Here is a 25,914-nt window from a genome sequence, read left to right as displayed (position 1 = left end):
TCGTCTTATGGAATCGCTCACAAATACCGTTATTTTGTGGGCTGTAGGCTTTGGTCTTGGTGTGTTCAATATCTTCTAGATTAAGATAAAGTTCATAAGCATGGCTCTCCTTATGGCCATTATATTCCGTCCCTCGGTCGGTAAGAATGCGTAAAAGTGGCACTTGTTCGCTGTCAAAGAAAGGAAGGACTTTATCATTGAGCATATCGGCAGCAATCAGACTGTTTTTCTCTGTATAGACTTTAGCAAAAGCGAGTCTGGAATAGGTATCAATAAATGTTTGTTGGTATATTTTCCCTATGCCTTTAATGTGTCCTACATAATAGGTATCTTGTGCACATAAATAACCCGGATGATGTGTCTCAATTTCACCATGCGCTTCTCGTGATGCTTTGGCTTTTTCAAGGGTCTGTAATTGATTTTCCGTGAGCACACATCCTTCTTGTGCCACTTTGGTTTCTAGGGCTATTATGCGTTTTTTAAAACTTTCTAAATCATGACGTAGCCAAATAGAGCGTACACCACTCCCTGACACCATGATGCCTTCTTGGCGGAGTTGATTGGCAACTCGATGTTGCCCATAAGCTGGATATTCATAGGCCATATTGACAACGGCTTGCTCTATATGTGGCTCTACCCGATTTTTTTCGATAGGCTTTTTACGACTAATTTCTTGAAGCGCAAGCTCTCCCCCTTGCTCATACAGTTTTTTAAAGCGATAATAGCTATCTCGACTGTATCCCATGAGTTTGCAAGCTTGTTGAACGTTACCGAGTTGTTTAGCTAATTCTAAAAGTCCTAATTTAGGTTTAATAATTTTGGCAGTTTGATTCATTTCTGACTCTCCTTTTGTGTTATAAAATAACTCAAACGTCAGATTAAGTAAAGACTATTACAAATAATGGGTGTTCCTGCCGCCTCATTAATTCGAGGTCTTGGCTATGCGTCGGTAGGCATGATCGCAGCTCAAACAATTTCAGGTATGGCGCATAGCGGTATTGATAACATCCCTAAAGAGGGTACTTGGCTACTTGATAAAGGTGAGCGTGTAGTTGATGCACGAACAAATGCTGATTTAAAAGATTTCTTGCAAACATCAAATAAATCATACAGTAATATAACAGTAAACGTGCCTGTAAATGTTGGTAACGGTGGTTTATCTGAGGATGACGGAAAAGCAGTCGGTAATATGATAAAACAATCAGTACTAACAATTATTAATGAGGAAATGAGACCAGGAGGACTACTAAATCGACGTTGATTTAATGTCTAAAATTTCATACCATTAATTCAAATTTTAAAAGGGTTGATGGTATGAAAAAAATTGTATTTTTGGGGGTAATTGGTTTTACGTTGACAGGGTGCTCATCGTCACCAGTGTCAAATGATGCGGCAGTAAACGTTCCTGAGCAGCGGATATATAACCAAGATATTTTTGTAAAAAAAGAAAATTCAGAAATGGTTATTATAAAAAAAGAGATAAAGGATTTGTAAGTAGCGCTTGCTCTGATTCTCTTTTTGTTGACGGAGTTAAAATTGCTGATTTAAACCCTGTGGAAAAAGTTGTTATTTATCCGCTCTTAGGGAAAAGAATTTTTAGCATGATGGCAAATGGGGTTTGTGGCGGAGGGATAGTTGAAGTTGAAGGGGATGTTGAGAAAAGTCAAGTTTTAACATATAGGATTGCTCATTCCTTAAATGGCGGATATGGTATTTATAGAACGGCGTTCTAAATAGACTAATCATTTATAGGAGAATGATGTGAAAAAATCATTAATTTTAGTAGTTATTGTTTCTTTTCTTTCTGGTTGCTCAACAACTCCTCTTTCATTAAATGAAATAAAGGATGTACCGAGGGAGAGAATATTTGGCTATCAAAATAAAGTTGATAATTATGCTAATTTAGTATTAATAAGAGACAAAGGTCTAGTTGGAAGCGGTTGTTATATAAATGTATTTATTAATGGTCAAGAAGTCGCTGAATTAGAAACAAAAGAGCGTGTTTCACTGTATGCGCCAAGTGGCAACATAATAATAGGCTCATCTCTTCAGGGAAGTGGATTATGTAGCTTTAATCCTCCACGCCGTGAACGTGAATTTTCTTTTAAAGATGGTGAAAGAAAAGTGTTCAGATTATCTATAGATCAAAATGGAAATACAGATATAACACCAACAACTTTATATTAAAGCCATTTATAAGGAAACAGTATGAAAAAATTATTATTATTAACGTGTTTAGGTTTTATTTTCTCTGGTTGCAGTGTTCATCACCAATTTAGTGATAGGCTGTCTTATCAATCATTAAAGCAAATAAAATCAGAGATACATATAACTCAAAAAGAAAGCTTAGATATTACATGGGTTCCTAGTGATTTTACGTCACGAATTGATATACAAGGGGCATCAGGGTTTCTTGGTAGTGGGACTCGTACTAGAATCCCGATCGGCATTGGTCTTTCATCAAGAATTGAAGAAGCAATTAGCACGTACGCAGATTTAAATTCTGACGGTAGAAAGTTAACATTAATAGTTAATAATGCTAAAACAAAATTCACTTATGGAGCAACGAATATTGATAGTGCGAGTGTATATTTAAATGTAACATTTGAATTGTCAGGCAATAGGTGGACTAAAGAATTTTCTACTAAGCAGAATGATAGCGGTGTAAAAGATGCAAAAGTTACTTCGGTTATTGAGTATGCGTGGGATCAGATAGCTTTAGATGTAGCTAGAGAAATAGCTACACACTTATAATCAAATCAAACCCTCGCAAGAGGATTTGATTTAACGAGCTTTAATTTGTAATAGTCTTTACTTAATCTGACGTTTGAGTTATTTTATAACACAAAAGGAGAGTCAGAAATGAATCAAACTGCCAAAATTATTAAACCTAAATTAGGACTTTTAGAATTAGCTAAACAACTCGGTAACGTTCAACAAGCTTGCAAACTCATGGGATACAGTCGAGATAGCTATTATCGCTTTAAAAAACTGTATGAGCAAGGGGGAGAGCTTGCGCTTCAAGAAATTAGTCGTAAAAAGCCTATCGAAAAAAATCGGGTAGAGCCACATATAGAGCAAGCCGTTGTCAATATGGCCTATGAATATCCAGCTTATGGGCAACATCGAGTTGCCAATCAACTCCGCCAAGAAGGCATCATGGTGTCAGGGAGTGGTGTACGCTCTATTTGGCTACGTCATGATTTAGAAAGTTTTAAAAAACGCATAATAGCCCTAGAAACCAAAGTGGCACAAGAAGGATGTGTGCTCACGGAAAATCAATTACAGACCCTTGAAAAAGCCAAAGCATCACGAGAAGCGCATGGTGAAATTGAGACACATCATCCGGGTTATTTATGTGCACAAGATACCTATTATGTAGGACACATTAAAGGCATAGGGAAAATATACCAACAAACATTTATTGATACCTATTCCAGACTCGCTTTTGCTAAAGTCTATACAGAGAAAAACAGTCTGATTGCTGCCGATATGCTCAATGATAAAGTCCTTCCTTTCTTTGACAGCGAACAAGTGCCACTTTTACGCATTCTTACCGACCGAGGGACGGAATATAATGGCCATAAGGAGAGCCATGCTTATGAACTTTATCTTAATCTAGAAGATATTGAACACACCAAGACCAAAGCCTACAGCCCACAAAATAACGGTATTTGTGAGCGATTCCATAAGACGATGAAAACAGAATGTTATGATATTTTATTTCGACGTAAGATTTACACGCAATTGAGTGAAATACAAAACGATATTGAGCAATGGCTTGAGTTTTACAATCGAGAAAGAGCACACTCTGGAAAATATTGTTATGGGAAGACACCATGGCAAACATGGAATGATGCAAGAGGGTTGGTTAAGGAAAAGCAATTGGAGAATTTATTTTGCTCATCGGACACGCATTTTGTTAAAATGAAGACCGATGAGTAATATGTGTCTGTCAGATTAAGTTTGAGCTACTACAAATTACCTGATCATTTAATACCTATTGTTCTTTTTGCACTAGCAACAGGTTTAAGAATGAGTAATATCACAGGCCTTTTGTGGGAAAATGTTGATATTAAAAATCGTCATGCATGGGTTAACATCGGTAGTGGGAAAGTAAAGACCAAAGGTATTGGTATTCCATTAAACAGTGTTGCATTGTATGTTTTAGAAAATTTGCAAGGCAAACACCCAACCAATGTTTTTACTTACAAAGGTAATCCAATAAAGCGTGCTAATTCAAAAGCATGGAGAAACGCTCGTAAAAGAGCTGGTCTATCCCATCTTAGATTTCACGATTTAAGGCATGTTTGGGCAAGCAGACACTCCATGAATGGCACTCATCCACACGCGCTGCAGGATTTAGGAGCGTGGAGTAAAGCTGATACAGTTAGAAGATATGCCCACTTATCTTCTAGGCATTTACTATTAGCTTCGGAAAATGCGCTATCAGAAAGTGTCACAAATTTGACACAAAGAGTATTGCAATAGAAAAGCACTTTCGTAGAGTGCTTTAATTGATTGATATTCTTAATGAATTGGCGGAACGGACGGGGCTCGAACCCGCGACCCCCTGCGTGACAGGCAGGTATTCTAACCAACTGAACTACCGCTCCGCTTTATTTGATAGTTTTAACGTTGTAACGTTAAAGTAGGCGTGATATTAAAGATTATTTTTATTCTCGTCAATTAAATTTTTAAAATATGTGATCAATTGAATACAAAACAATCATTAATTTATATTCCACAATGCTCCTCCACTTTTTTTGTCAATTTTTTTTAAAATAATCTCATGTTCAGAAAGTTCATGTCTTGTGGCTCTGATTACTTTCAAAGGCACACCATTACGTTCTACTCTTTTAATTGAATTAGATTCTGATAAAGATGAGTTATTATCTTCAGAACTAAAAGACAATGTCGTTTGCCCACCTGTCATAGCTAAATAAACTTCAGCTAAAATCTCAGCATCTAATAATGCCCCATGCAATGTTCGGTGGGAATTATCTATCTGATAACGTTCACATAACACATCTAAATTATTACGTTTACCTGGAAACAAACGCCTTGCCATAGCCAAGGTATCAGTAATAATACAATGATCAGCTGTTTTAAAATCCAGACCACAAAGACGAAATTCATAATCCATAAAACCTACGTCAAATGATGCATTATGGATAATTAACTCGGCACCATCTATAAATTTAATAAAATCGTGAGCAACATTTTTAAATATAGGTTTATCTTTAACAAAATCATCACTGATTCCATGCACTTTAAATGCATCTTCATCAATTAAGCGTTCGGGGTTTATGTAAACATGAAAATGGTTACCAGTTAAACGTCGATTAATAATTTCAACAGCGCCAATTTCAATAATCTTATGTCCTTCATAATGATTATTACCTTCTTGGTTCATACCTGTCGTTTCAGTATCTAATACAATTTGTCGTGTAGAATTATGGATCACTTTCTTCTCTTTTATATCAATCGTTGGGAAAAACTTTTATTTAGTGGTATAGTCTAGCACCAAAATCCCTTAAAGTTGATACATTCAAAAATTAATATAGTCCTTAATTTATTTAAGTCACAGAATTACAGTAAATGAATTAATAAAAAATTTAAATAGTCATAAATGAAATTAAAAAGATGTTAAAAAAAATTGAAATATATACTGATGGCTCTTGCCTAGGTAACCCCGGTCCTGGTGGTTATGCTGCAATTTTAAAATATAAAACAAACGAAAAAATATTATCAGAAGGTTTTTTTAAAACTACGAATAATCGTATGGAATTATTAGCTGCAATTGTTGCTTTAGAGCAATTAAAGCAGCCTTGTCAAATTGAATTATATTCTGATAGTCAATATTTGCGAAATGGAATTATTAATTGGATACATGGTTGGAAAAAAAATGGTTGGAAGACCGCCAACAAAAAACCAGTAAAAAATGTTGATTTATGGAAAAGACTTGATCAAGTAGTACAAACTCACAAAATTGAATGGATTTGGGTAAAAGGTCATGCTGGGCATATTGAAAACGAGCGTTGTGACATTATAGCTAAAACACAAGCTCAATCCCCTACACTACAAGATACTATATTTGAACAATGCATAAATGGTTAATGTATTAATTAAATATTTTTATTCAATTTTAAAAAGTTTATTTGCTTTTAACGACATAATTTATAATTAATGGTAAAAAATTAAAATGTATAAACTACATAGCATTGCATCCTTAAAGGATAATTATATTTGGATTCTAACCAATGCCAGTAACCAAGCCATAATTATCGATCCTGGGGAAGCCGAACCTGTTATTAATTATATTAATAAGCATAAATTAATACCCCTTGGAATTTTACTTACTCATCACCATATTGATCACACTGGAGGAGTAAACGAATTAAAAGCTCAATATCAAGATATTGAAGTTTACGGTCCAAGTGAAATCAATTTACCAATTAATTATCTTATCAAACAAGATAAAGTATGTATTGGTGATTTTAGTTTTGAAGTTATAGAAGTACCAGGGCACACTCTTGGTCATTTGGCATATTTTTGCAGGCCCTATTTATTTTCCGGAGATACTTTATTTTCAGCCGGTTGTGGAAGGATTTTTAAAGGTACTCATGAACAAATGTTAAATTCTTTAAAACAATTAAAACAACTGCCTAATGATACTTTAATCTGTGCAGGTCATGAATATACTTTATCAAATTTAGCATTTGCGTCCCAAATGCTGCCCGATGACAAAAATATCGAAAGCTATTTAGATTCGATTTCTAATAAATTAATAACATTACCGTCTAATTTATCTGACGAAAAAAAATTAATTTATTTTACGATGTCATGAAACTAAATTACAAAATAAGTTCAAAATTAATAATGAATTAGAATTGTTTGTTTTTTTAGAAGCCAAAAAGATATTTTTTAGGTATAATGCCAATCTTAATTTAGGTAAAATTTACGGACTAATGAAAAAGTTATTAATATTTACAGCGTTATGTTTGTTTTTAATCGCATGTCAGCATCATGGACCACGATATAATCCTGTTGTTAGAATAAAGTATTCAAAAAACACAGCTAATAATACAAATAGTTCCAGTAATTATGTATCTATCACTCAAAATCCATGGCAATATATGCTGAATCAGATTGAGGCTAATGTTCCAGAAAATAGTCGCGTTAGCGCGGAAAGAGAACGATTATTACGTAATCCTAAAGGTTTTGAAGCCGTTGCGTTACGTTCAGAGCCTTATGTTTATTACATTATTAATCAGCTTCATAAAAATAACTTACCTGCTGAGCTAGCTTTAATTCCTCTTATTGAAAGCGCTTATGACCCACTTGCTACATCCTCTGCTCAAGCTGCAGGATTATGGCAATTTGTTCCTATTACAGCTAAGGAGTATGGACTACAGCGAAGTAGTTCGTTTGATGCTCGTCGAGATCTAATTGCATCGACTAATTCAGCTATTTCACTTTTACAAAATTTAAATAAGCGTTTTGATGGTGATTGGCTATTGACCTTGGCTGCTTATAATGCAGGTGAAGGTCGAGTAAGAAAAGCCATTGAGAGAAATCAGGCTAAAGGTTTACCAATTAATTATTGGTCGCTAGACTTACCAACAGAAACTATGCACTATGTGCCTAAAATTTTAGCAATTATTGATATTGTTAAGAATAATAAACGATATGGAATTAAATTACCTGATTGTAATTATGAAAATTCACTCGTTAGAATTGATATATCAAAAAATATTTCTCTTGCTAAAATTGCTAAATACTCAGAACTATCACTTGATGAGTTAGCTACTTATAATGCTGGATATGTGCAACAAACAGTAAATGGCCCTTTCCATTTGCTTGTTCCTTATGCTCATGCTAAAAGTTTATTCAAAAAGCTACAAGCAGAAAACCTTGTTGTGAATGAAATTACAGAGCTTTTACAAGATACTCCTCGTTCTAATATGGCGTTTGAATTTAGAACAAGTTTTATTCAAAGTAACAGTATAGTAAGTAAGGATAGTTTTTCCAAAAATGTAAAAAAGATTGTTTATCTTGTTAAAGCAGGAGATAGCCTCTACTCTATAGCTCAAAATTATCGTGTGAAAATTACCGATATCTTGCAATGGAATAATCTAAAGAATTCTAGAGTTCAAGAAGGTGATATGTTGACAATTAATCTTGTCAACGCAAATCCAATCTAAAATTTACTAATAAAGGATTATGATCTGATGCGGTTGTGCTAATAATTTCAGCCGCATTAAGTTGTAATCCTCGATAAAAAACAAAATCAAGTGGTCTGCCCATAAATCTCTTTCGAACATCTACTGAAAAATTAACCGGCTTAAGTTCAATTGAACGGACAAAATGATACAACAAATTTAATCGTTGCCGACTCCATGCATTAAAATCACCGGCCAAAATCACTGGACCAGTATGCTCTTTTATATGATTTAATAGCATGTGTATTTGCTGGCGATAAACTTTTACGCCAATACTAAAATTTACGGCATGAATATTAGCAACTAATAACTGTTGTTTGGAATTGCTAATAGGATAAATAGTAATTAAAGCAGATTTAGGGACACGGATTAATGGTTCTTTTTCTCTAAAAGAAAAAAGTGAGGTTGGCAAAGTGTCTGAAATTGTCATGACTCCAGCATAAATATCGTTAAAACAATATGCTGGAACATGATCCGCAATTTTATTGTGTTGTGAAATAAAATTTAGTAACGGCGATGTTGTTTGAGCTTCTTGTAACAAAATAAGTTTAGTCTTATCAACATAGTTTTTGAGTATATCAATGCAATCAGCCCTTTTTAGTTTAAAAATATTCCAAACTAAAATAGAAAACGATGTTTGATCAATTAATGGCGTATTAACTACTATTGATTGATTAGGTAAAACCAACTCAACTTTGTTATCTGCCTGATAACGTAAAGTATAACAGCGCTTTTTAAACATTTTTGGCGTTCAATTTTTCCAAATATTCATCAAAAGATAAAGTATCTCCTTGCTCTTTCTTTATCTGTTTCTCAATAGATAAATGGCGTTGTTGTACAAAATCGCCTTCAGTTAATAATGCTAAAGGTTCTACCATAAGTTGTTTTTTATATTGATTTGCTAAAGCTAAACCAAATTCAGCTGTACCTAAATCACTTATCGCTTGCAATGTTCTTGCTGATAAAGTTAATTCTGGTTGATCAAACATTAAATCTAGACGTTCACAAACATTACGATAACGCTGCATATCATCTTGATGATCTAAAACATCAGCAACACGTAACAAATCTTTAAATAATTCGTGACCAACTTTAGATAATGGCTCTCGATTACTTTCACAACCAATACCAATCTCAAGTCCTGGTTTTCGCCCTTCTATTATGACTTTATTCCAATTCAATTTAGCACATTCAAGTTCTTTACTACTCATCTCTGGTGCTGGTGCTAGTGCACACCAAATTAAAAATAGATCTATAAAACGTATTTGATCTTCAGTAATTCCTATTGGCGAAAATGGGTTAACATCTAATGCTCTTACTTCAATATACTCAATACCACCACGCAAAAGTGCATCCGATGGAGATTCCCCTGCCATTGGCACTCGTTTAGGTCGAATAGGTGCGTAAAACTCATTTTCAATCTGTAATACATTATCATTTAATTGGCGATAATGCCCATCTGCTTTAATTCCCAACTTAGCAAAATCTACAGACTTTGTGCGCGTTGCACGTTTTAGTCCCTCAACATATGTATTTAAATGGTTAAAAGTAATACCAAGCTGTTTTTGAGCATTATTGGTGTATCCAATATCACTTAATCTTAAAGAAGTTGCATAAGGCAAATAGCAATTGCCATTTGTTTGTTCAATAAAGGCTTGTGCTTTAACTGGATCTTGAATAAATGAAGAACACATTGATGGCGATGCACCAAATAAATAAGGAATAACCCAACCAAAACGATAATAATTTCGTATTAAGGTAAAATAACCTTCAGAAATTACAGCTTTGCCTTCTTCAGTATTTTTAACCCCTTCTCTTGCTTGCCAAAATGCAGTTGGTAGTGAAAAATTATAGTGAACACCTGAAATGGTCTGCATCATTGCACCATAGCGGTTTTTCAATCCTTCACGATAAATCGTTTTAAAGCGACCTTCATTAGAAGTACCATATTGAGCAAGAATAATATCTTTTTCGTTTGCAACAAAACAAGGCATACTTAAAGGCCACATCATTTCATCACCAATATTTACGCTAGCATAACGATGCAAATCGCGCAAAAACGTCAACATATAATCAATATTAGTATTAACTGGCGTGATAAATTCTAACATTGATTCGGCAAAATCAGTTGTTATCCAAGGGTGGGTTAACGCAGCACCAATTTTTGAAGGAAATGGCGTTTTTGACAATGATCCATCAGGCAAAATACGTAAAGTTTCTCGTTCAATACCACGTTGAATACCTTGTAAAATGGTGTAGTGTTTTTCTAACCAACTAAGTGCTTTTGAGACATCAGGAATCATATTTTGCGCTTCCTTAAAATGTAGTTATTTAATATTTATATTAACATAATTTAAAATTATGCGATGGGCTAATTTATGACAACACTTGGAATAAATTAGTATTATACGCCGTAACATAGCAATCCTAAAAACTATAATTTACTATTTTTATTACAAAAAATTCGATCTTAAATACATGGCAACTTAAAAAAATAACAGCTATTTCATGGATAGGAAATAGCACATATAATATTTATCATAAATCTATTTTATTTATAATCGTTGCAATAAAACTAATACTTCCATATGTGAAGTATGCGAAAACATGTCAAATAATTTTACTTTTTGGATTTGATAATTTGGCAGTAACATTAAATCATCAACTAATGAAAATAAGTTACAACTTGAATACATAATATAATTAGGTGCCATTTGTTTCAAATACTGCATAAGTACTTTACCTGCCCCTCGTCTTGGGGGATTTAGTAAAACTAAATCCGGTACATTTTTTTGAGCTGTAGCGTATTGTGTTGCGTCAAATGCTTTGAAGTTTAATTGTTTAAAACCTAATTTTTTTGCTGATTTAGTTGCACACTCAATTGCGTCTGAATTAATTTCAATACCTGTAAGGCTAATATTTTTCTCAGCAACAAGGTTAGCACAACTTAACCCAAAACCACCTACCCCACAAAACATATCCCAAATAGAATGAATAGGTAAATCTGTGACCCAGTCACTTGCTGTTTTATAAAGGCTGCTGGCAACATATGGATTTGTTTGAAAAAAGCTTTTAGGTTTAATAAAAAGAGGAGTGTTATTTAAAGTTATCGGAAGAAATGAATTATCAGTTAAGACTATTTCTTCTTCACCTTCTAAAATAGCCGCATGATTTGGTTGAATATTTATCGAGATTACGTCTAAGTTTTGAATTTTGTCTTGTAATTGTTTAATAGAATCATTTATTTTAGCAACAAACTTGTGTGATTTTAAAACAAATCGCAACATAAAGTTGCTCGTACTCTCAATTTTACTTTCAGTAATTATAACAAATTTCAACTCCCCTTTACGCTTATTGATATTATAAGGAATAAGCCCTTGTTTACGAATGAAAGTTCGAACAAGTTTTAAGATATTTTGCATACTGTTTGAGTAAAGAGGACAATCGCATAAATCGACGGCCTCATTCCCCGTTTGTATACCTAAAACGGGCTTTTCAACACTACCTAACACTGCCATCTTTGCTTTATTACGAAAAGCGGTTTCATGACTAGCAAAAGGTTCTTCAACCTTGTTTGGTTTAAATTGGATTAATTGTTGTAATAACTTATTTTGTTTTTCTGCCAGTTGTACATGATAAGGATGTTCAATCCATTGACAAGATAAACACTTTTTTTGTTGGTAAAAGCGACATTGCATTGCGATTAAAGCCTTTTTATAATGGGTATAATTATATACAGAATATCGAACGAATATAACAATAGTTTTGAATTTTATACTAAAACACATATTTTCCTGAAACTTTTTTACAAAAAAATTATAGGAATATAAGAAAAAGATATAATTAATTCTCTGGTATAATTTGACGAAATAGCGCTGTATGATAGGATATTGTCATTAATATTAAAGGAAAAAATTAATGTCTATAAAGTTAAAAACCCCTGCTGAAATTGAAAAAATGCGTATAGCAGGCAAACTCGCTGCTGAAGTTTTAGAAATGATAGAGCCTTATGTTAAACCTGGTATTACTACAGGTGAACTAGACAAGATCTGTTATGAACATATCGTCAATGTCCAAAAAGCTATTCCGGCTAATATTGGTTATCATGGTTATCAACATACTAGTTGTATTTCAATTAATGATGTGGTTTGTCATGGTATTCCAAGTTTTGACAAAAAGTTAAAAGATGGCGATATTCTAAATATTGATGTGACAGTTATTAAAGATGGTTTTCATGGCGATACCTCTAGAATGTACATTGCTGGTAAGCCAACTATCACAGGTGAAAAATTATGCCAAGTTACACAAGAGAGCCTTTACGAGGCGATTAAAATTATCAAACCTGGCATTCGTTTAAAGGAAATTGGTAAAACGATACAAAAATATGTCGATAAGTTTGGTTTTTCTTCAGTTCGGGAATATTGTGGTCATGGTATTGGTGAAGTCTATCATGACGAACCTCAAGTTTTACATTATGACGCTGATGACGGCGGTGTAATTTTAAAACCAGGAATGACCTTTACCATTGAACCAATGATAAATACGGGTGATTGGCGTACTCGTACCATGAAAGATGGCTGGACAGTTAAAACCAAAGATCATGGACTTTCGGCTCAGTATGAACACACAATCTTGGTTACTGAAAATGGAGTTGAAGTCTTAACATTACGCAGTAACGAAGATTTTCCTCGCATTATTGAACACTAAATAAAGTGGATTCAACAATAGTTTATTGTTGAATCCACTTTATTAAATTTCATAAATCTTAATATAATAAAGTATACAATTTACGTCGATAACTACTAGCTAACGGATTACTTGTTCCTAATGCCGCCAATAAATCGAGTAATGTTTTCTTCACTTGCCCGTCACCAGCATTAAGATCTTTTGTCAATGGTTTGAATAACAACTCTAATGCTTCCTCATGACGTCCTACATGCATTAATTGGGAAGACAATTGAATCATTAGTTCAACGTTATCAGGATGTTGAGCAAATTCTGCCTGTAATTGTTGTAGTTCTGGTGAATTAGCCGCTTGTTCAAGTAATTCAATTTCGGCTTGTAATCCATGATAGCTTGAATCTTGATCTTGTAGCGGAATAGTTGCCAGCACTTCTTTTGCTTCACTTAGCTGTTTAAGTTCAATTTGTGATTTTATTAGCATTAATGCAATATCGGTTCTTGGTTTACCCAAATGATCGGTTAGTGATTTCCAGGTTTGCCGTAACAGTGGTAATGCTTCTTCATATTTAGCCTCATGAAATAAATTTTGAGCTTCAATTAATTTAAGCTCATCTTCATTTGGTAGCACTTTTTCTAAAAAAGTTTTAATGGTTTCTTCGGATTGAGGACCTTGAAAGCCATCAACAGGTTGACCATTTTGAAATAAATAAACAGTTGGAATGGCCCGCAAACCAAATTGAGCAGCCAGCATTTGCTCTTCATCGCAATTAACACTTGCCAAAATAAATTGACCATGATGTTCATTAGCTAATTTAGTTAAAGTTTGAGTCATTGCTTCATAATTGGGACTTCTTGATGACCAAAAATAAAACAACACAGGGGATTGAGAAGATCTTTTTATAATCTCTTGAATATTTTGTTCATTAACATCAAAAATAAATTGATTTTGCATATTATGTCCTAAGAATACTTTGATTCATTATTTATTTTTTAAAATTCTATCCATTAATCTATCAGGAAGCAAACGTTTAGCAATAGCCGCTATTTTTGTTACTTTTGTTACCCTGTAACGTATTTTGGGAGTTCTATGCTCAAGCGCATGAAATAAGTAAGGTAACAAAGCTTCTGGCGGTAACGTAAATCGTTTGGCAATAGGTGGATTTTTTACAATATTTTCTTTTTCTATTTGATTAACATTATTTGAAAAATACGTTTTTAATGGCCCAGGTTCAATTAAACTAACTTTGATATTGGTATTAGCTAATTCTAATCTTAGTACATCAGACCATGCTTCTAAAGCATATTTACTTGCTGAATAAGCTCCTCTACCAGGAGTGGCAACAATGCCAACAATTGAGCTGGTTTGAATAATACGTCCTTCATTTTCTGCAAGCATTGCAGGAAGTAGTAACTGAGTTAACTGATGTACACCAAAGAAATTGGTTGAGAATTGAGACTCTAACTGCTCTCGGCTAATTGTTGCTAATCGCCCATATACTCCAAAGCCGGCATTATTAAATAATGCATATAATTGTCCGCCTGTCATAGTTAACACTTCTTTAGCGGCTAAATGAACAGAATCAGGATTATCTAAATCAAGTAATACAGTTTCAAATCCTTGTTCAATTAATTTTTGCTGGTCAGACTTTTTGCGACAAGACGCAATAACGCGATAACCACGTTTTTTTAATGCAATGGCTGAAATAAGTCCTATTCCACTTGAACAGCCTGTAATAAAAATTGTTTTCAATTTTTATCTCCGTTTTATTCATATATTGTCAAGCTAATCTTCTGCAATTATGATATCACACTTAAATAGAAGTTACCCAAACTAAGCCAGAGGATCGTATGAAAATCGCTATTATTGCCGCAATGGAAGAAGAAGTTGCCATATTAAAAAGTAAAATTACCCATTATCAAGTTGAACGCCATTTAGGTTGTGATTTTCACCTTGGTCAAATTGCCGGTTGTGAAATAGTTCTACTTCAATCAGGCATTGGTAAAGTAGCCGCAGCTTCAGGCACAACATTATTATTAAATAATTACAAGGTTGATGCCGTTATTAATACGGGTTCAGCTGGAGGACTTTCAACTGAACTCAATATTGGTGACATTATCGTATCAAAAGACGTATTTTATCATGATGCCGATTTAACCGCTTTTGGTTATAAACCAGGGCAAATGTCCGGTTGCCCAGTTGTATTTGAAGCAAGCCAACAATATCAATCATTAGCCAAATCATGTATAAAAAAACAAGGTGTTAATGCAGTTGAAGGCTCAATTGGTAGTGGTGATGCATTTATTAATGGTAAAGATACATTAGAACGAATCAAACAAACCTTTCCAAATGCCATAGCGGTAGAAATGGAAGCCGCAGCAATTGGGCATGTCTGCTGGCTATTTAAGGTACCGTTTGTAGTGGTAAGAGCAATCTCAGATAATGGTGATAATGAATCTGCAATGGATTTTCAGTCATTTTTAAAACTTGCAGCCACACAATCGTCCTTAATTGTTGAATCAATGTTAAGCGAGCTAGCCTAAACTCTTTTCAAAAATAGCATACTGATGTCACAAACAATATTCACTAAACAAGGGTTGACGCCAACCAGTTAATATTTCTGGTACGTCACCTTTTTTATCAATTTTCCATTTAATATATTGATTGATTAATCGCCGTGAAAGTAACAAATCTTGATTAAGCCCTGTTTTTGATGAAATGATTTGAGCCGCTTTTTTTAATTCATCCGAGATCTTCTTGAAATCGGGATAAGTATTAATTCTACGAATAAGTGGTACCTCGGGTATCGGTTCAGATAAAATATCGAGAATTTTTTGCCCATATAAACGAATTTCTTTACCTTTCATCCCTAATTTATCAAGTTCAGCTAATGAAGAGGGTAAATAACGTGCTATTTTCCACAAAACTTCTTCACGTATAACAAAATTTAAAGCGATATCTTGCTCTTTGGACAATTTATATCGCCAACTTGCTAATTTATACAATTGACCTAGACTTTTCCCTTTCAATTGCCAACTATTTTTAATATTTAGATAAGCATTGTTTGGATCTATCACTGTACATTTACGAGCCACCGCCATTTGGCACTCTTGATAAGCGGCTTGCAAATAATCATTTTCGGTTAATTGTGATTTTAGAATGTTTACCAATGGAAAAAGATATAACACATCATTAATAGCGTACTCACACTGTTTTTCGGTTAATGGTCGTTTTAACCAGTCTGTTCGAGTTTCACTTTTATCTAGCTCTACTTCTAAATATTTTTTTACTAAACTGGCATAACCAGAACTTAACGGATTATCTAAAAAAGAAGCCAATATTTGGCTATCAATAATAGGAGTCGGCACCATTCCAAAGTAATAAAGGAAAACCTCGATATCTTCATTGCACGAGTGGAAATACTTTTCAATTTTAGGATTTTTTAAGATCGTTAAAAAATCTTGCCAATCACTAATAGTGATTGGATCAATTAATGCAGCATGTTTTCCATCAAAGACCTGCAATAGCCCTAAATGTGGATAAAATGTACACGTACGTACAAATTCTGTATCTAATGCAATCGCTGAGCTTTTTTCGATTTTTGAACAAAACTCAGCTAGCTGATCATTATTAACAATAAGTTGATAAGACAAAGTAAAATTCCTATTTAAATAAATCTATTTATTGTGTACTTTTTTTAAATACAACATCAATCACCACAATTTCAGAGCGAGTCATTAAGCGTATAGGCGGTCCCCAAAAACCATATCCACTACTTACTATGCTAGTAAAATTATTATCTTCATTTTGATACAAACCATAAGCGTTTTTATACATTAGTTTTTCAATAAGGTTGATTGGAAATATTTGCCCAGCATGAGTATGCCCAGAAATCATTAAATCAACACCTAACTTTGCTGGTTCAGTAAGATCTTTGGGTTGGTGATCTAATAAAATAACGGGTGTATTTGTATCTGCAAACATCATCAACTCAGTTAATGTTGATCTTTTCACATCATAAAGTACAGAAGAAAAATCATCTCGCCCAATTAATGTAATTCCTATATCATCAAGGTATACAATATCATCTTTTAAAACATTCATTTTTGCTTGCTTAAAAGCATTAATAATATTCTCTTCACTATTATTTTGATTTCTAGTATTTAAATATTCGTGGTTTCCAAAAATAACGTAGGTACCATGTTTCGATTTTAACTGCTGAAATTGCTTATCAAAACCTAGTTCTGTAAAGGGCGCCAAACGTTTATCTAATGTATCACCTGTAATTACAATAAAATCTGCATTTAATTGATTTACTTTATCTATCATTTGCTGAATAAATCCACTCGAAGTTAATTCATTAATATGAATATCACTAAGCTGCACAATACGCAGATTTTCAACATGAGCAGGTTTATCTATTTTTACTTGATAATAAACGGTTTTCGGACTAATTGCCATTTCATGGCTGTAATAAAATAGTGAAAAAACTAAGCTCACATAAACAATTCTAAGCAGTAAGTTAGGCTTTAATTTTTTTTTGCAGAGCAAATAGATCGCATCAAAAATCAATAAAATAAAAATACTACACAAAAATCCAGCAAAAATAATATTAAAAATCAGAGATAGCTTATTAAAAATACCATCTAATGCCCTAGAAAGCACCAGTGATAATCCAGCAATTGCAACAATTAACCAATAGATGATTTTAGAATAACCAGTAAAATGAAAATTGAACCAAAATGCCCATCGTTTACCTAAATAAGCAATCATTAAAATACTGATCACTATCATCATAAATAAAATAGAAAAATAAATAAAACTCATAATTATCTGAACAATTGAAGACGAATAATGATATGATAACAAAATTATTTTTTTTCGTACCAATAACTTTTTATGGATATTAAAAAAGACCAATTATTCATCACACCTATTGAAAAATTGGGGGATTGGACTTTTGATGAGAAAGTTGCCGAAGTTTTTCCTGATATGGTGCAGCGATCTGTTCCTGGTTATTCTAATATTATCTCGATGATCGGCATGCTAGCTGGAAGATTTGTACAACCTAATTCAATGATTTATGATTTAGGTTGTTCATTAGGCGCTGCTACATTATCTATTCGACGCAATGTCAATCAAGAAAATTGCCATATTATTGCGGTTGATAATTCTCAGCCAATGGTTGAACGTTGTAAGCGGCATATTGAATCCTACAAATCAAGCACACCTGTAGACGTAATTTGTGATGATATTTGCCATATTAACATGCAAAACGCATCAATGGTTGTACTCAACTTCACCTTACAATTTTTAACTCCTGAAAATCGTCAACGTGTTTTAAATAATATCTATAATGCGTTAAAACCAAATGGCATTTTAGTCCTATCTGAAAAATTTAGTTTTAGTGATACCTGCATTGATGAATTACTATTTAATATGCATCATGATTTTAAACGTGCTAACGGCTATAGTGAGCTTGAAATCAGTCAAAAACGTAACATGCTAGAAAACGTCATGCTAACAGATACTATCGAAACACATAAACAGCGACTATTTAAAGCTGGTTTTAAACACATTGACACTTGGTTCCAATGTTTTAATTTTGGATCTATTATTGCCATAAAATAACAGATTAATTTAAGCGTAATTGATAAAGGATAACAGAATGATTGATTTTGGTGATTTTTACCAGATTATCGCAAAAAATAGACTTAGTAGTTGGCTTGAAGTATTACCTGCACAACTCGCAAATTGGCAAAAACAAAACATAGATAGTCGCTTTAATCAATGGCTAAACAGTATTAAACATTTACCATCCATCTCACCTTATCAAATTGATTTATTACATAGTGTCACAGCGAAATCAAAAGAGCCTCTTTCTACAGGTGAACAGCAAAGGATAACACAATTATTAAAAAATATGATGCCATGGCGCAAAGGTCCTTTTCACTTGTATGGAATTGATATTGATACAGAATGGCGTTCAGATTGGAAATGGGAACGCTTAATTAATCATATTGATTGTTTAGAAGATAAAATTGTTTTAGATGTGGGTTGTAACAGTGGTTATCATTTATGGCGAATGATTGGCGCTGGAGCAAAACTTGCTGTCGGAATTGATCCTATGGCGCTTTATCTATGCCAATTTGAGGCTATTCGTAAACTACTAGGTAACGATCAGCGAGCACATTTATTACCACTTGGAATTGAACATCTCCCTAAACTTAATGCTTTTGATACCGTATTTTCAATGGGGGTTTTATATCATCGTCGCTCGCCTCTTGATCATTTGTTCCAATTGAAGGAGCAATTGGTTGAAGGTGGACAACTAGTACTTGAAACTTTGGTTATTGATGGAGAATTACATCAAGCGTTAATGCCAGGTGATCGTTATGCACAAATGCGTAATGTCTATTTTATACCTTCTACTCCTACAATGATTAATTGGCTGGAAAAATGTGGGTATTCAGATGTAAGAATGGTTGATATATCATTAACTAATTTTGATGAACAACGCAAAACTGAATGGATGACATCAGATTCTCTGGCCAACTTTTTAGATCCAGATGATTCAACCAAAACAATTGAAGGCTACCCTGCCCCAATGCGAGCTGTTTTTATCGCAAAAAAATAATAATATAATAAAAAAAAGCGTTATTAGCTTTATGAATTAAGGTTCCGCTACAGGTTGCCTTGAAATGTAAAAAATCATAGTATCTTAAGTTATATTTGGTTTATTTTTTAATTGACTAACATCTATCACTAAAAGACAAAAAAAGTGTTGTCAAAAACTTTCAGGTAACTATGTGTTTAAATATAATTATTTTATATAAATCATTAATTTTTTTTAGAAATAGGAAATAAACAATGGAGTTGTTCAAATTTATTTTGCTGTTACCTTTTAATATACTGCAAAAGGCTTGGGAAATAATTAGTACCTTTCTTATTTTTTTATTTATTTTAATAAAAGGAATTTTTTGGCTATTTAGCCCAATTATTGGCGATATTAAATGGTCAACACCAAGTTGGTTACCTGATGCAAAAAGATTTTACTATGCGACAGGTTCTGTATTAAAAAAAATAAAAACTATAATTAGCGCAAGTATTATTTTAGGATTTATTGCTTATTTTTCAGGAAATTATGCCTATCATTGGTATTTAAACCGCCCAAAACCGATTGAACCAGCACCTATAGTAATAAATACCTATTCAGCTAAATTAGTCCCACCAAGTACAAGTAACGATATAATATATATCCAATTCACCGGTGCTAAACGCCCACCAATTCCCCTAGAATCAATCAATAAAGATGAAATAACAGAAGGTATTAGTATTTCACCAAACATTGAGGGAAAATGGATATGGTCAAATGATTCAACAATAAAATTCACACCAAAAGAGAGAAAGTGGCCACTTGGTATTGAATATACAGTCATATTGGATAAGTCAAAATTATTGGCTGAAAATAGCGAACTAGAAAAAAATAGTGCAACTTTTTCCTTTATTTCTCCTAATTTTGAATATAATTTCAAAAATCGAGGTGAGCTTTATTCCAACCCTACAGAAACAAATATTAGGAACGTCATAAATACAATCAGATTTAGTCATCCTGTTGATAGGCAAAGCTTTGAAAAAAATATTATTTTATCGCTTTATGAAAAAGAGAAGAAATCTGACAATTCATACGAAAAAAACGATGATGAATTCTTAAACCATGTCGATTTTACTATAACCTATGGTGATAATGACAAAATCGCATATATAAAGAGCGCACCTATTCCCTTACTTGATAAAGAAGGTTATTTAAAAATAACAATTAACAAAGGGGTTAGATCAACTTTAGGTGGTAACTCAATGAATTATGATATAACTAATAGTGTAACTGTACCAGATAAATATCATTTAAGTGTTACAAGAACAGAGCTTACATTGGTTGAAAAAAGCAATGAAAAAATACAGCAGGTATTAGTTTTATCATTAAGTCATGCCGTAAGATCTGAAGATATATCGAAAGCAATCAAAGTTTGGCAATTACCTGAAAATAACAATGGTTCTTATAGTGAAAGCTATTACAATAGATCTTCTGGTAGATACGAAACAAAATACAATGTAACACCAGAAATACTCGAAAGAGCAACTCCAATATCAATAAAACCAATTGATACTGAACTTGCTTATCAGAATCAAATTAGCTTTGAATTTAAAACTGAACAAAACTCAAAGGTATATATTGAAGTTAATCAACCTTTATCTTCTCAAGAGGGGTATTTTTTAAAACAAGATTATCAGACAATATTAACAGTTCCTAGTTACCCAACTTATCTTGATTTTGCCGCATCAGGTTCTTTATTATCTTTATCTGGCGAGAAAAAACTACCTATAGTATCGCGCAATATAGAGCAGATGAAGTTAGAAATAGATCGCGTTATCCCTTCACAGCTTCAACATTTAGTAGCTTTTAATCAAAGTTACGAATTTAGCGATATGAATTTTGGCGAATTGGATAATGATCATTTTATTGAAAAATACAGCATAACTAAAGACGTTACAGGTGCTCCTGAAGAAGTTAAATACACAAATGTCGATTTAACTCGTTACTTAACTGCTAACACAAATGGGAATAAGAATCGTGGTGTCTTTTTGTTAAGACTTTATGGAAAAGATAAAAAAGATACTAAATATGAGTTCATGGCTTCGCGCTTTATTGTCGTTACTGATTTAGGAATTATCGCCAAAAAGTCACTTGATCAATCCAATGATCTCTTTATTCAATCAATAAGTTCAGGCGAACCCGTTAGCGGTGCTAAAGTTTCAGTTCTAGGCATGAATGGGATTGCTATTACGTCTAAAACTACAGATGATAATGGTCATGTTCGTTTTGCACCATTGTCTGAATATTATCAAGGCATCAAGCCTCTTTTATATGTTGTTGAAAAAGACCGTGACCTATCATTTTTACCAATCAAAAGTTATGAAAGAAATTTAAATCTATCTCGTTTTGATATCGGCGGCATTCGTGAAACCCTTGAAGGTGGGGAGTTACGATCTCACATCTTTTCAGATCGAGGTGTTTATCGCCCTGGCGACACATTCCATATAGGTACCATAGTTAGAGCTCAAAAATGGACTAATTCCTTAGAGGGTATCACCGTAGAAGCAGAAATTTACGATCCAAAATCCAATCTAGCACTCAAAAAATCGATTGTACTAAATAAATCAGGTTTTAATGAACTTAGCTATAAAACTAACTATGAATCCCCTACTGGTGATTGGTATATTAATTTATATTTGAAAAATGATGATGAAGAATCGCGAATCCTATTAGGCTCAAGTTCGGTTGTAGTTCGTGAATTTGAACCAGATAAAACTGCTGTTTCTCTTAAGTTGTTGCCAGAAATAAAAGATGGTTGGTTAAAACCTGAAAATATCCAAGCTGAGATTAAAGCCAAAAACCTAATCGGTACTGATGCAACTAATCGTCGAGTCACAAATACATTAATTCTTGAACCATCAACACCTTATTTCAAAAAATATGAAGATTACTATTTCTACCAAAATATTTCTGGTGAAAGAAATAGTTTTAAAGTTGAATTAGATGAAAAAACAACAGATGAAAACGGTATAGTAAAACTCAATCTCAATGACAATATACAAAGCTTTGAAGGAAACTACACGCTAAGAATGTTAACCGATGTTTTTGAGCCTGATAGTGGACGAAGCGTTGCGACAACTGCAAGCACCTTTATTTCACCAAATGATTATTTAGTCGGAGCTAAAGCGGATGGCAATTTAAGATATATTAACAGGGATTCAGTTCGTCATATTGATTTTATAGCGATAAATCCGACTTTAGAAAAAATAGAGTTATCTGATCTAAAACTTGTTTTAATTGAAGAAAAATATCTATCGGTATTAGTTAGACAATCTTCAGGAGTTTATAAATATGAATCACGCCGTAAAGAATCGGTTCTATCTGAACAACCATTTAAGATTAATCAAGATAAAACTAGGTATCAATTAGATAGTAAAAATCCTGGTAATTATATTATTCAAATCAAAAATAATGATGACAAATTACTTTACCAAGGTAAATACTCTATTGTAGGTAAAGCGAATGTTACTCGTAATTTAGACCGTAATGCGGAGCTTTCATTAAAAATTAAAGACGCACAATATAACCCAGGTGATGAAATAGAAGTCTCAATAACAGCTCCTTATGTAGGTAGTGGTATTATTACTATTGAGCGCGACAAAGTGTATGCTTGGAAGTGGTTCCACACAGATACAACAAGCTCAATACAAAAAATAACCCTACCAAAAGACATTGGTGGTAATGGTTATATTAATGTCCAATTTATTCGTGATCCAAATTCAGATGAAATTTTTATGAGTCCACTTAGTTACGGTGTTATACCTTTCAAAATTTCAAATGATCAATTTAACGATAAAATCGTATTACAAGCACCATCACTGATAAAACCAGGAGATACGCTACCAATTACAATACACACAAATACGCCACAAAAAGCAGTTGTATTTGCCGTAGACGAAGGAATTTTGCAAGTCTCAAATTATAAACTGAAAGATCCATTAAATAGCTTCTTACGCAAAAAAGCACTATCTGTAAGAACGTCGCAAATTTTAGATCTTATATTGCCAGAATTTCGACATTTAATAACAGCTTCAGCACCTGGTGGTGATGGTGATAATGATGATGTCTTATCAAATCATTTAAATCCATTTAAACGGAAAATAGATGAACCAGTAGCTTATTGGTCAGGTATTATCGATGTCGATGGCGATAAAACCATTGAATATAAAGTGCCTGATTATTTTAATGGCAAAATTCGTATCATGGCAGTATCAGTTGGTGACAAAACAATGGGACATACTCAAATGTCAACAACAGTACATAATGATATTGTTTTACAACCTAATGTCCCATATTTTGCTGCACCAAATGATGAGTTTGAAGTTTCACTAAACGTAACTAATCTTATTGAAAATATTGGTGATAAAGTAATTCCTATTAATGTTAAAGTTTCAACCACTCCTAATCTATCAATCACGAGTGATAATAAAAAAACCATCGAATTGGCTAATGGCAAAGATGGGGTTTTAAAATTTAACTTTAAAGCAACAGATCAGCTTGGTAATGGCGATCTTCACTTTTCCGCCAACTATAATGATATAACAATTACTCGTGATATTAGCCTTTCAATACGGCCATTAACTGAATACAGATTAATCACAAGAATGGGAAGAATGGCAGATCATAAACAAACGTTTACTGATTTTAGAGACATGTATAATAATTTAAGTAAACGTGAAGCTGCTGCAGCTTATTCACCATTCATACTAAGTAAAGGCCTAAGTACCTATTTGCAGGATTATCCTCATTATTGCTCTGAACAGATTGTTAGTCGCGCGATTCCTATTTTGATCGCTAGTAAATATAAGGAATTTGATCTGGCCTCAAAAGAAGGAATAGCTCCATTATCAGAATTATTCCAAGTGCTGCAATCTCGCCAAAATAGTGAAGGTGCAATTGGTTTATGGTACTCAACTTATAATGTTGATCCATTTATTACATTATATGCAGTAAACTTTATGCTTGAAGCAAAAGAAATGGGTTATCAAGTTCCCCAAAAAATGCTTGATAATGCTAATAAATATTTGCAAACAATTGCTGAATCTAGTGATACTAGTACTTATGGTTTAAGAGTACGTGCTTATGCTATCTATTTATTAACAAGGCAAAATCAAGTTACAACAAGCTATTTAGCCTCTACCATTAGCAATCTTAATCGAAAAGATGATTCATGGAAAAAAGATATAACAGCAATGTATTTAGCTTCATCATATAAAATGTTAAAGATGGATAAAGAAGCAAATAAATTAATCAAACCTGTTTGGCAACAATTAGAAGCTGCATATGATCGTGCTTGGTGGCTAAACAACTATTATGATCCACTGGTCGTTAATGCAGGAAAAATCTATTTAATTAGCAAACATTTTCCTGAAAAAGCAAAAGATATTCCTGCACAAGCATTAGAAAATATGGTTATCATGCTAAATAAACAAAAATATACTACTCAATCGGCAGCAATGACAATATTGGCTTTAAGTAGTTATTCGCAGAGCATTGAACAATCAAATTTATCTAAAGATACTCTTGAAATTAATGCAATATCAAAGGATGCAGAAAAACAAAGAATTATTGCAAATTTAAGTGGAATTTTAGCTAAAGGCAAGTTTAATGATCAAGATGCACAATTAAGCATAACTAATAAATCAAGCTTACCTGTTTGGTATATGCTGTCTGAACAAGGTTATGACAAAGATATCCCTAAAGAGCCAATTAAAAGGGGGCTTGAAGTATATCGTGAATTTACTGATCTTGATGGCAAACCTGTTGAACAAGTCAAACTTGGCGATAAAATTAACGTAACAGTTAGAATCCGAGCACTAGCAGATGAAGGTGCAACTAATATTGCCATTGTTGATTTACTACCAGGTGGTTTTGAAGTAGTACAACAACCAATAAATTCTCAGGAAAAAGATTATGACGAATATATTCAAGATAATGAAGAATATGATGACTATGAAGAAGATGATTATGATGAAAATTATGGCTGGATTTCACCAATTAGTATAAAAACAGGAAAATACACTTGGTATCCTGAATATACAGATGTACGTGAAGATCGTGTTATTATTTATGGTTCAACTTATAATAATAAAATACAAGAATTCACCTATCAAATAAAAGCAACTAATGTAGGAATCTATAGCATTCCACCTGCATTTGGTGAAGCAATGTATGATCGTGATATTCAAGCCGTATCAAAAGGTGGGCAAAAGATAAGAATCATCCCACAACAATAGTTGTTTTTACAGTTAATCAATCACTGAAACGGGCTTATAGCCCGTTTTTATCAAAGATAACGATAATAATAAAAAACGTATTCTAAACCTTGCTTTTAATATTCAAACGATTAAATT

At 33.2% G+C, this 25,914-nt stretch carries 23 protein-coding genes and 1 tRNA gene; 14 read left to right on the top strand and 10 right to left on the bottom strand.

What is annotated here, in order from left to right; all coding sequences use genetic code 11:
- Positions 1-835 (bottom strand): IS481 family transposase (locus A9G32_RS11145; RefSeq protein WP_065640677.1); only part of this gene is annotated, 835 nt, incomplete at its 3' end.
- Between the two features lie 66 nt (positions 836-901).
- On the opposite strand from A9G32_RS11145, the gene A9G32_RS11140 reads away from it, so the two are divergent.
- The 6 genes from A9G32_RS11140 (at position 902) to A9G32_RS11115 (ending at position 4,491) form a co-directional block, all read left to right on the top strand.
- The gene (locus tag A9G32_RS11140; protein WP_065589827.1) at positions 902-1,261 is read left to right on the top strand and encodes a hypothetical protein; all 360 of its coding nucleotides are present in this window, start codon (positions 902-904) and stop codon (positions 1,259-1,261) included.
- 53 nt (positions 1,262-1,314) lie between these two features.
- Positions 1,315-1,494 carry a hypothetical protein gene (locus A9G32_RS12675; protein ID WP_081296835.1) on the top strand — a complete coding sequence of 60 codons (180 nt, stop codon included), beginning with the start codon at positions 1,315-1,317 and terminating at the stop codon, positions 1,492-1,494.
- A 267-nt stretch (positions 1,495-1,761) separates the two neighbouring features.
- Positions 1,762-2,187: a hypothetical protein gene (locus A9G32_RS11130; RefSeq protein WP_065589826.1), complete on the top strand. Its 426-nt coding sequence runs from the start codon at positions 1,762-1,764 to the stop codon at positions 2,185-2,187.
- A gap of 21 nt (positions 2,188-2,208) precedes the next feature.
- Complete coding sequence (locus A9G32_RS11125; protein ID WP_065589825.1) at positions 2,209-2,754, top strand: hypothetical protein; 546 nt, start codon at positions 2,209-2,211, stop codon at positions 2,752-2,754.
- Positions 2,755-2,862: 108 nt separating this feature from the next.
- A complete protein-coding gene (locus A9G32_RS11120) occupies positions 2,863-3,945 on the top strand; it encodes an IS481 family transposase (protein ID WP_065589147.1) in 1,083 nt (360 codons plus the stop codon).
- Positions 3,946-3,948: 3 nt separating this feature from the next.
- The gene (locus tag A9G32_RS11115; RefSeq protein WP_065589824.1) at positions 3,949-4,491 is read left to right on the top strand and encodes a site-specific integrase; all 543 of its coding nucleotides are present in this window, start codon (positions 3,949-3,951) and stop codon (positions 4,489-4,491) included.
- Positions 4,492-4,539: 48 nt separating this feature from the next.
- Here the strand turns inward: A9G32_RS11115 and A9G32_RS11110 are convergent.
- Together A9G32_RS11110 and dnaQ are read right to left on the bottom strand one after the other, a co-directional pair.
- A tRNA-Asp gene (locus A9G32_RS11110) sits at positions 4,540-4,616 on the bottom strand.
- Positions 4,617-4,732: 116 nt separating this feature from the next.
- Positions 4,733-5,467 carry a DNA polymerase III subunit epsilon gene (dnaQ, locus tag A9G32_RS11105; protein ID WP_255306799.1) on the bottom strand — a complete coding sequence of 245 codons (735 nt, stop codon included), beginning with the start codon at positions 5,465-5,467 and terminating at the stop codon, positions 4,733-4,735.
- A gap of 179 nt (positions 5,468-5,646) precedes the next feature.
- On the opposite strand from dnaQ, the gene rnhA reads away from it, so the two are divergent.
- From rnhA to A9G32_RS13300, 3 genes are all read left to right on the top strand, one after another.
- Entirely contained in the window at positions 5,647-6,120 is a 474-nt protein-coding gene (rnhA, locus tag A9G32_RS11100) for a ribonuclease HI (protein ID WP_065589823.1), read from the top strand.
- A gap of 85 nt (positions 6,121-6,205) precedes the next feature.
- A complete protein-coding gene (gloB, locus tag A9G32_RS11095; RefSeq protein ID WP_065589822.1) occupies positions 6,206-6,850 on the top strand; it encodes a hydroxyacylglutathione hydrolase in 645 nt (214 codons plus the stop codon).
- A 121-nt stretch (positions 6,851-6,971) separates the two neighbouring features.
- Positions 6,972-8,207 carry a transglycosylase SLT domain-containing protein gene (locus A9G32_RS13300; protein ID WP_065639678.1) on the top strand — a complete coding sequence of 412 codons (1,236 nt, stop codon included), beginning with the start codon at positions 6,972-6,974 and terminating at the stop codon, positions 8,205-8,207.
- Here the strand turns inward: A9G32_RS13300 and A9G32_RS11085 are convergent.
- The 3 genes from A9G32_RS11085 to rlmC form a co-directional block, all read right to left on the bottom strand.
- A complete protein-coding gene (locus A9G32_RS11085) occupies positions 8,188-8,967 on the bottom strand; it encodes an endonuclease/exonuclease/phosphatase family protein (protein WP_065589820.1) in 780 nt (259 codons plus the stop codon). The genes A9G32_RS13300 and A9G32_RS11085 overlap by 20 nt on opposite strands.
- Positions 8,960-10,528, bottom strand: a complete 1,569-nt coding sequence (gshA, locus tag A9G32_RS11080) for a glutamate--cysteine ligase (RefSeq protein ID WP_065589819.1) — start codon at positions 10,526-10,528, stop codon at positions 8,960-8,962. Before gshA ends, A9G32_RS11085 begins: the two co-directional genes overlap by 8 nt.
- Before the next feature lie 252 nt (positions 10,529-10,780).
- Entirely contained in the window at positions 10,781-11,923 is a 1,143-nt protein-coding gene (rlmC, locus tag A9G32_RS11075; RefSeq protein ID WP_065589818.1) for a 23S rRNA (uracil(747)-C(5))-methyltransferase RlmC, read from the bottom strand.
- A gap of 220 nt (positions 11,924-12,143) precedes the next feature.
- On the opposite strand from rlmC, the gene map reads away from it, so the two are divergent.
- A complete protein-coding gene (gene map, locus A9G32_RS11070; protein ID WP_065589817.1) occupies positions 12,144-12,932 on the top strand; it encodes a type I methionyl aminopeptidase in 789 nt (262 codons plus the stop codon).
- A gap of 58 nt (positions 12,933-12,990) precedes the next feature.
- Here the strand turns inward: map and A9G32_RS11065 are convergent, their stop codons facing one another.
- Entirely contained in the window at positions 12,991-13,860 is an 870-nt protein-coding gene (locus A9G32_RS11065) for a co-chaperone YbbN (RefSeq protein ID WP_065589816.1), read from the bottom strand.
- Positions 13,861-13,887: 27 nt separating this feature from the next.
- Positions 13,888-14,658, bottom strand: a complete 771-nt coding sequence (locus A9G32_RS11060; protein ID WP_065589815.1) for an SDR family oxidoreductase — start codon at positions 14,656-14,658, stop codon at positions 13,888-13,890.
- 98 nt (positions 14,659-14,756) lie between these two features.
- Here A9G32_RS11060 and A9G32_RS11055 point away from each other — a divergent pair, with 98 nt between their 5' ends.
- Entirely contained in the window at positions 14,757-15,449 is a 693-nt protein-coding gene (locus A9G32_RS11055; protein ID WP_065589814.1) for a 5'-methylthioadenosine/adenosylhomocysteine nucleosidase, read from the top strand.
- Between the two features lie 27 nt (positions 15,450-15,476).
- On the opposite strand, the gene rnd is transcribed toward A9G32_RS11055, so the two are convergent.
- Positions 15,477-16,559, bottom strand: a complete 1,083-nt coding sequence (rnd, locus tag A9G32_RS11050; RefSeq protein WP_065589813.1) for a ribonuclease D — start codon at positions 16,557-16,559, stop codon at positions 15,477-15,479.
- A 28-nt stretch (positions 16,560-16,587) separates the two neighbouring features.
- A complete protein-coding gene (locus A9G32_RS11045) occupies positions 16,588-17,733 on the bottom strand; it encodes a metallophosphoesterase (protein ID WP_141672700.1) in 1,146 nt (381 codons plus the stop codon).
- A gap of 72 nt (positions 17,734-17,805) precedes the next feature.
- Here A9G32_RS11045 and cmoA point away from each other — a divergent pair, with 72 nt between their 5' ends.
- The 3 genes from cmoA (at position 17,806) to A9G32_RS11030 (ending at position 25,797) form a co-directional block, all read left to right on the top strand.
- Positions 17,806-18,537 (top strand): carboxy-S-adenosyl-L-methionine synthase CmoA, encoded by a 732-nt coding sequence (gene cmoA, locus A9G32_RS11040; protein WP_065589811.1) that lies wholly within the window; start codon positions 17,806-17,808, stop codon positions 18,535-18,537.
- Positions 18,538-18,574: 37 nt separating this feature from the next.
- The gene (gene cmoB, locus A9G32_RS11035) at positions 18,575-19,543 is read left to right on the top strand and encodes a tRNA 5-methoxyuridine(34)/uridine 5-oxyacetic acid(34) synthase CmoB (RefSeq protein ID WP_065589810.1); all 969 of its coding nucleotides are present in this window, start codon (positions 18,575-18,577) and stop codon (positions 19,541-19,543) included.
- Between the two features lie 233 nt (positions 19,544-19,776).
- Entirely contained in the window at positions 19,777-25,797 is a 6,021-nt protein-coding gene (locus A9G32_RS11030) for an alpha-2-macroglobulin family protein (RefSeq protein WP_065589809.1), read from the top strand.
- Positions 25,798-25,914: the final 117 nt, after the last annotated feature.

This window comes from Gilliamella sp. Gris3-2, assembly GCF_001690345.1.
In the GTDB taxonomy this organism is placed as follows: Bacteria; Pseudomonadota; Gammaproteobacteria; order Enterobacterales; family Orbaceae; genus Gilliamella; species Gilliamella bombi.
The sequence above is the reverse complement of the archived record's forward strand: the minus strand, read 5'-3'. Positions and strand labels throughout refer to the sequence as shown.

What these genes read in the sequence shown, in the direction of transcription:
- A9G32_RS11140 (WP_065589827.1), top strand. Translation starts at nt 902, where the DNA reads ATGGGTGTTCCTGCCGCCTCATTAATTCGAGGTCTTGGCTATGCGTCG.
- A9G32_RS12675 (WP_081296835.1), top strand. Translation starts at nt 1,315, where the DNA reads ATGAAAAAAATTGTATTTTTGGGGGTAATTGGTTTTACGTTGACAGGG.
- A9G32_RS11125 (WP_065589825.1), top strand. Translation starts at nt 2,209, where the DNA reads ATGAAAAAATTATTATTATTAACGTGTTTAGGTTTTATTTTCTCTGGT.
- A9G32_RS11120 (WP_065589147.1), top strand. Translation starts at nt 2,863, where the DNA reads ATGAATCAAACTGCCAAAATTATTAAACCTAAATTAGGACTTTTAGAA.
- rnhA (WP_065589823.1), top strand. Translation starts at nt 5,647, where the DNA reads ATGTTAAAAAAAATTGAAATATATACTGATGGCTCTTGCCTAGGTAAC.
- gloB (WP_065589822.1), top strand. Translation starts at nt 6,206, where the DNA reads ATGTATAAACTACATAGCATTGCATCCTTAAAGGATAATTATATTTGG.
- A9G32_RS13300 (WP_065639678.1), top strand. Translation starts at nt 6,972, where the DNA reads ATGAAAAAGTTATTAATATTTACAGCGTTATGTTTGTTTTTAATCGCA.
- A9G32_RS11085 (WP_065589820.1), bottom strand. Translation starts at nt 8,967, where the DNA reads ATGTTTAAAAAGCGCTGTTATACTTTACGTTATCAGGCAGATAACAAA.
- gshA (WP_065589819.1), bottom strand. Translation starts at nt 10,528, where the DNA reads ATGATTCCTGATGTCTCAAAAGCACTTAGTTGGTTAGAAAAACACTAC.
- rlmC (WP_065589818.1), bottom strand. Translation starts at nt 11,923, where the DNA reads ATGCAATGTCGCTTTTACCAACAAAAAAAGTGTTTATCTTGTCAATGG.
- map (WP_065589817.1), top strand. Translation starts at nt 12,144, where the DNA reads ATGTCTATAAAGTTAAAAACCCCTGCTGAAATTGAAAAAATGCGTATA.
- A9G32_RS11065 (WP_065589816.1), bottom strand. Translation starts at nt 13,860, where the DNA reads ATGCAAAATCAATTTATTTTTGATGTTAATGAACAAAATATTCAAGAG.
- A9G32_RS11055 (WP_065589814.1), top strand. Translation starts at nt 14,757, where the DNA reads ATGAAAATCGCTATTATTGCCGCAATGGAAGAAGAAGTTGCCATATTA.
- A9G32_RS11045 (WP_141672700.1), bottom strand. Translation starts at nt 17,733, where the DNA reads ATGAGTTTTATTTATTTTTCTATTTTATTTATGATGATAGTGATCAGT.
- cmoA (WP_065589811.1), top strand. Translation starts at nt 17,806, where the DNA reads ATGGATATTAAAAAAGACCAATTATTCATCACACCTATTGAAAAATTG.
- cmoB (WP_065589810.1), top strand. Translation starts at nt 18,575, where the DNA reads ATGATTGATTTTGGTGATTTTTACCAGATTATCGCAAAAAATAGACTT.
- A9G32_RS11030 (WP_065589809.1), top strand. Translation starts at nt 19,777, where the DNA reads ATGGAGTTGTTCAAATTTATTTTGCTGTTACCTTTTAATATACTGCAA.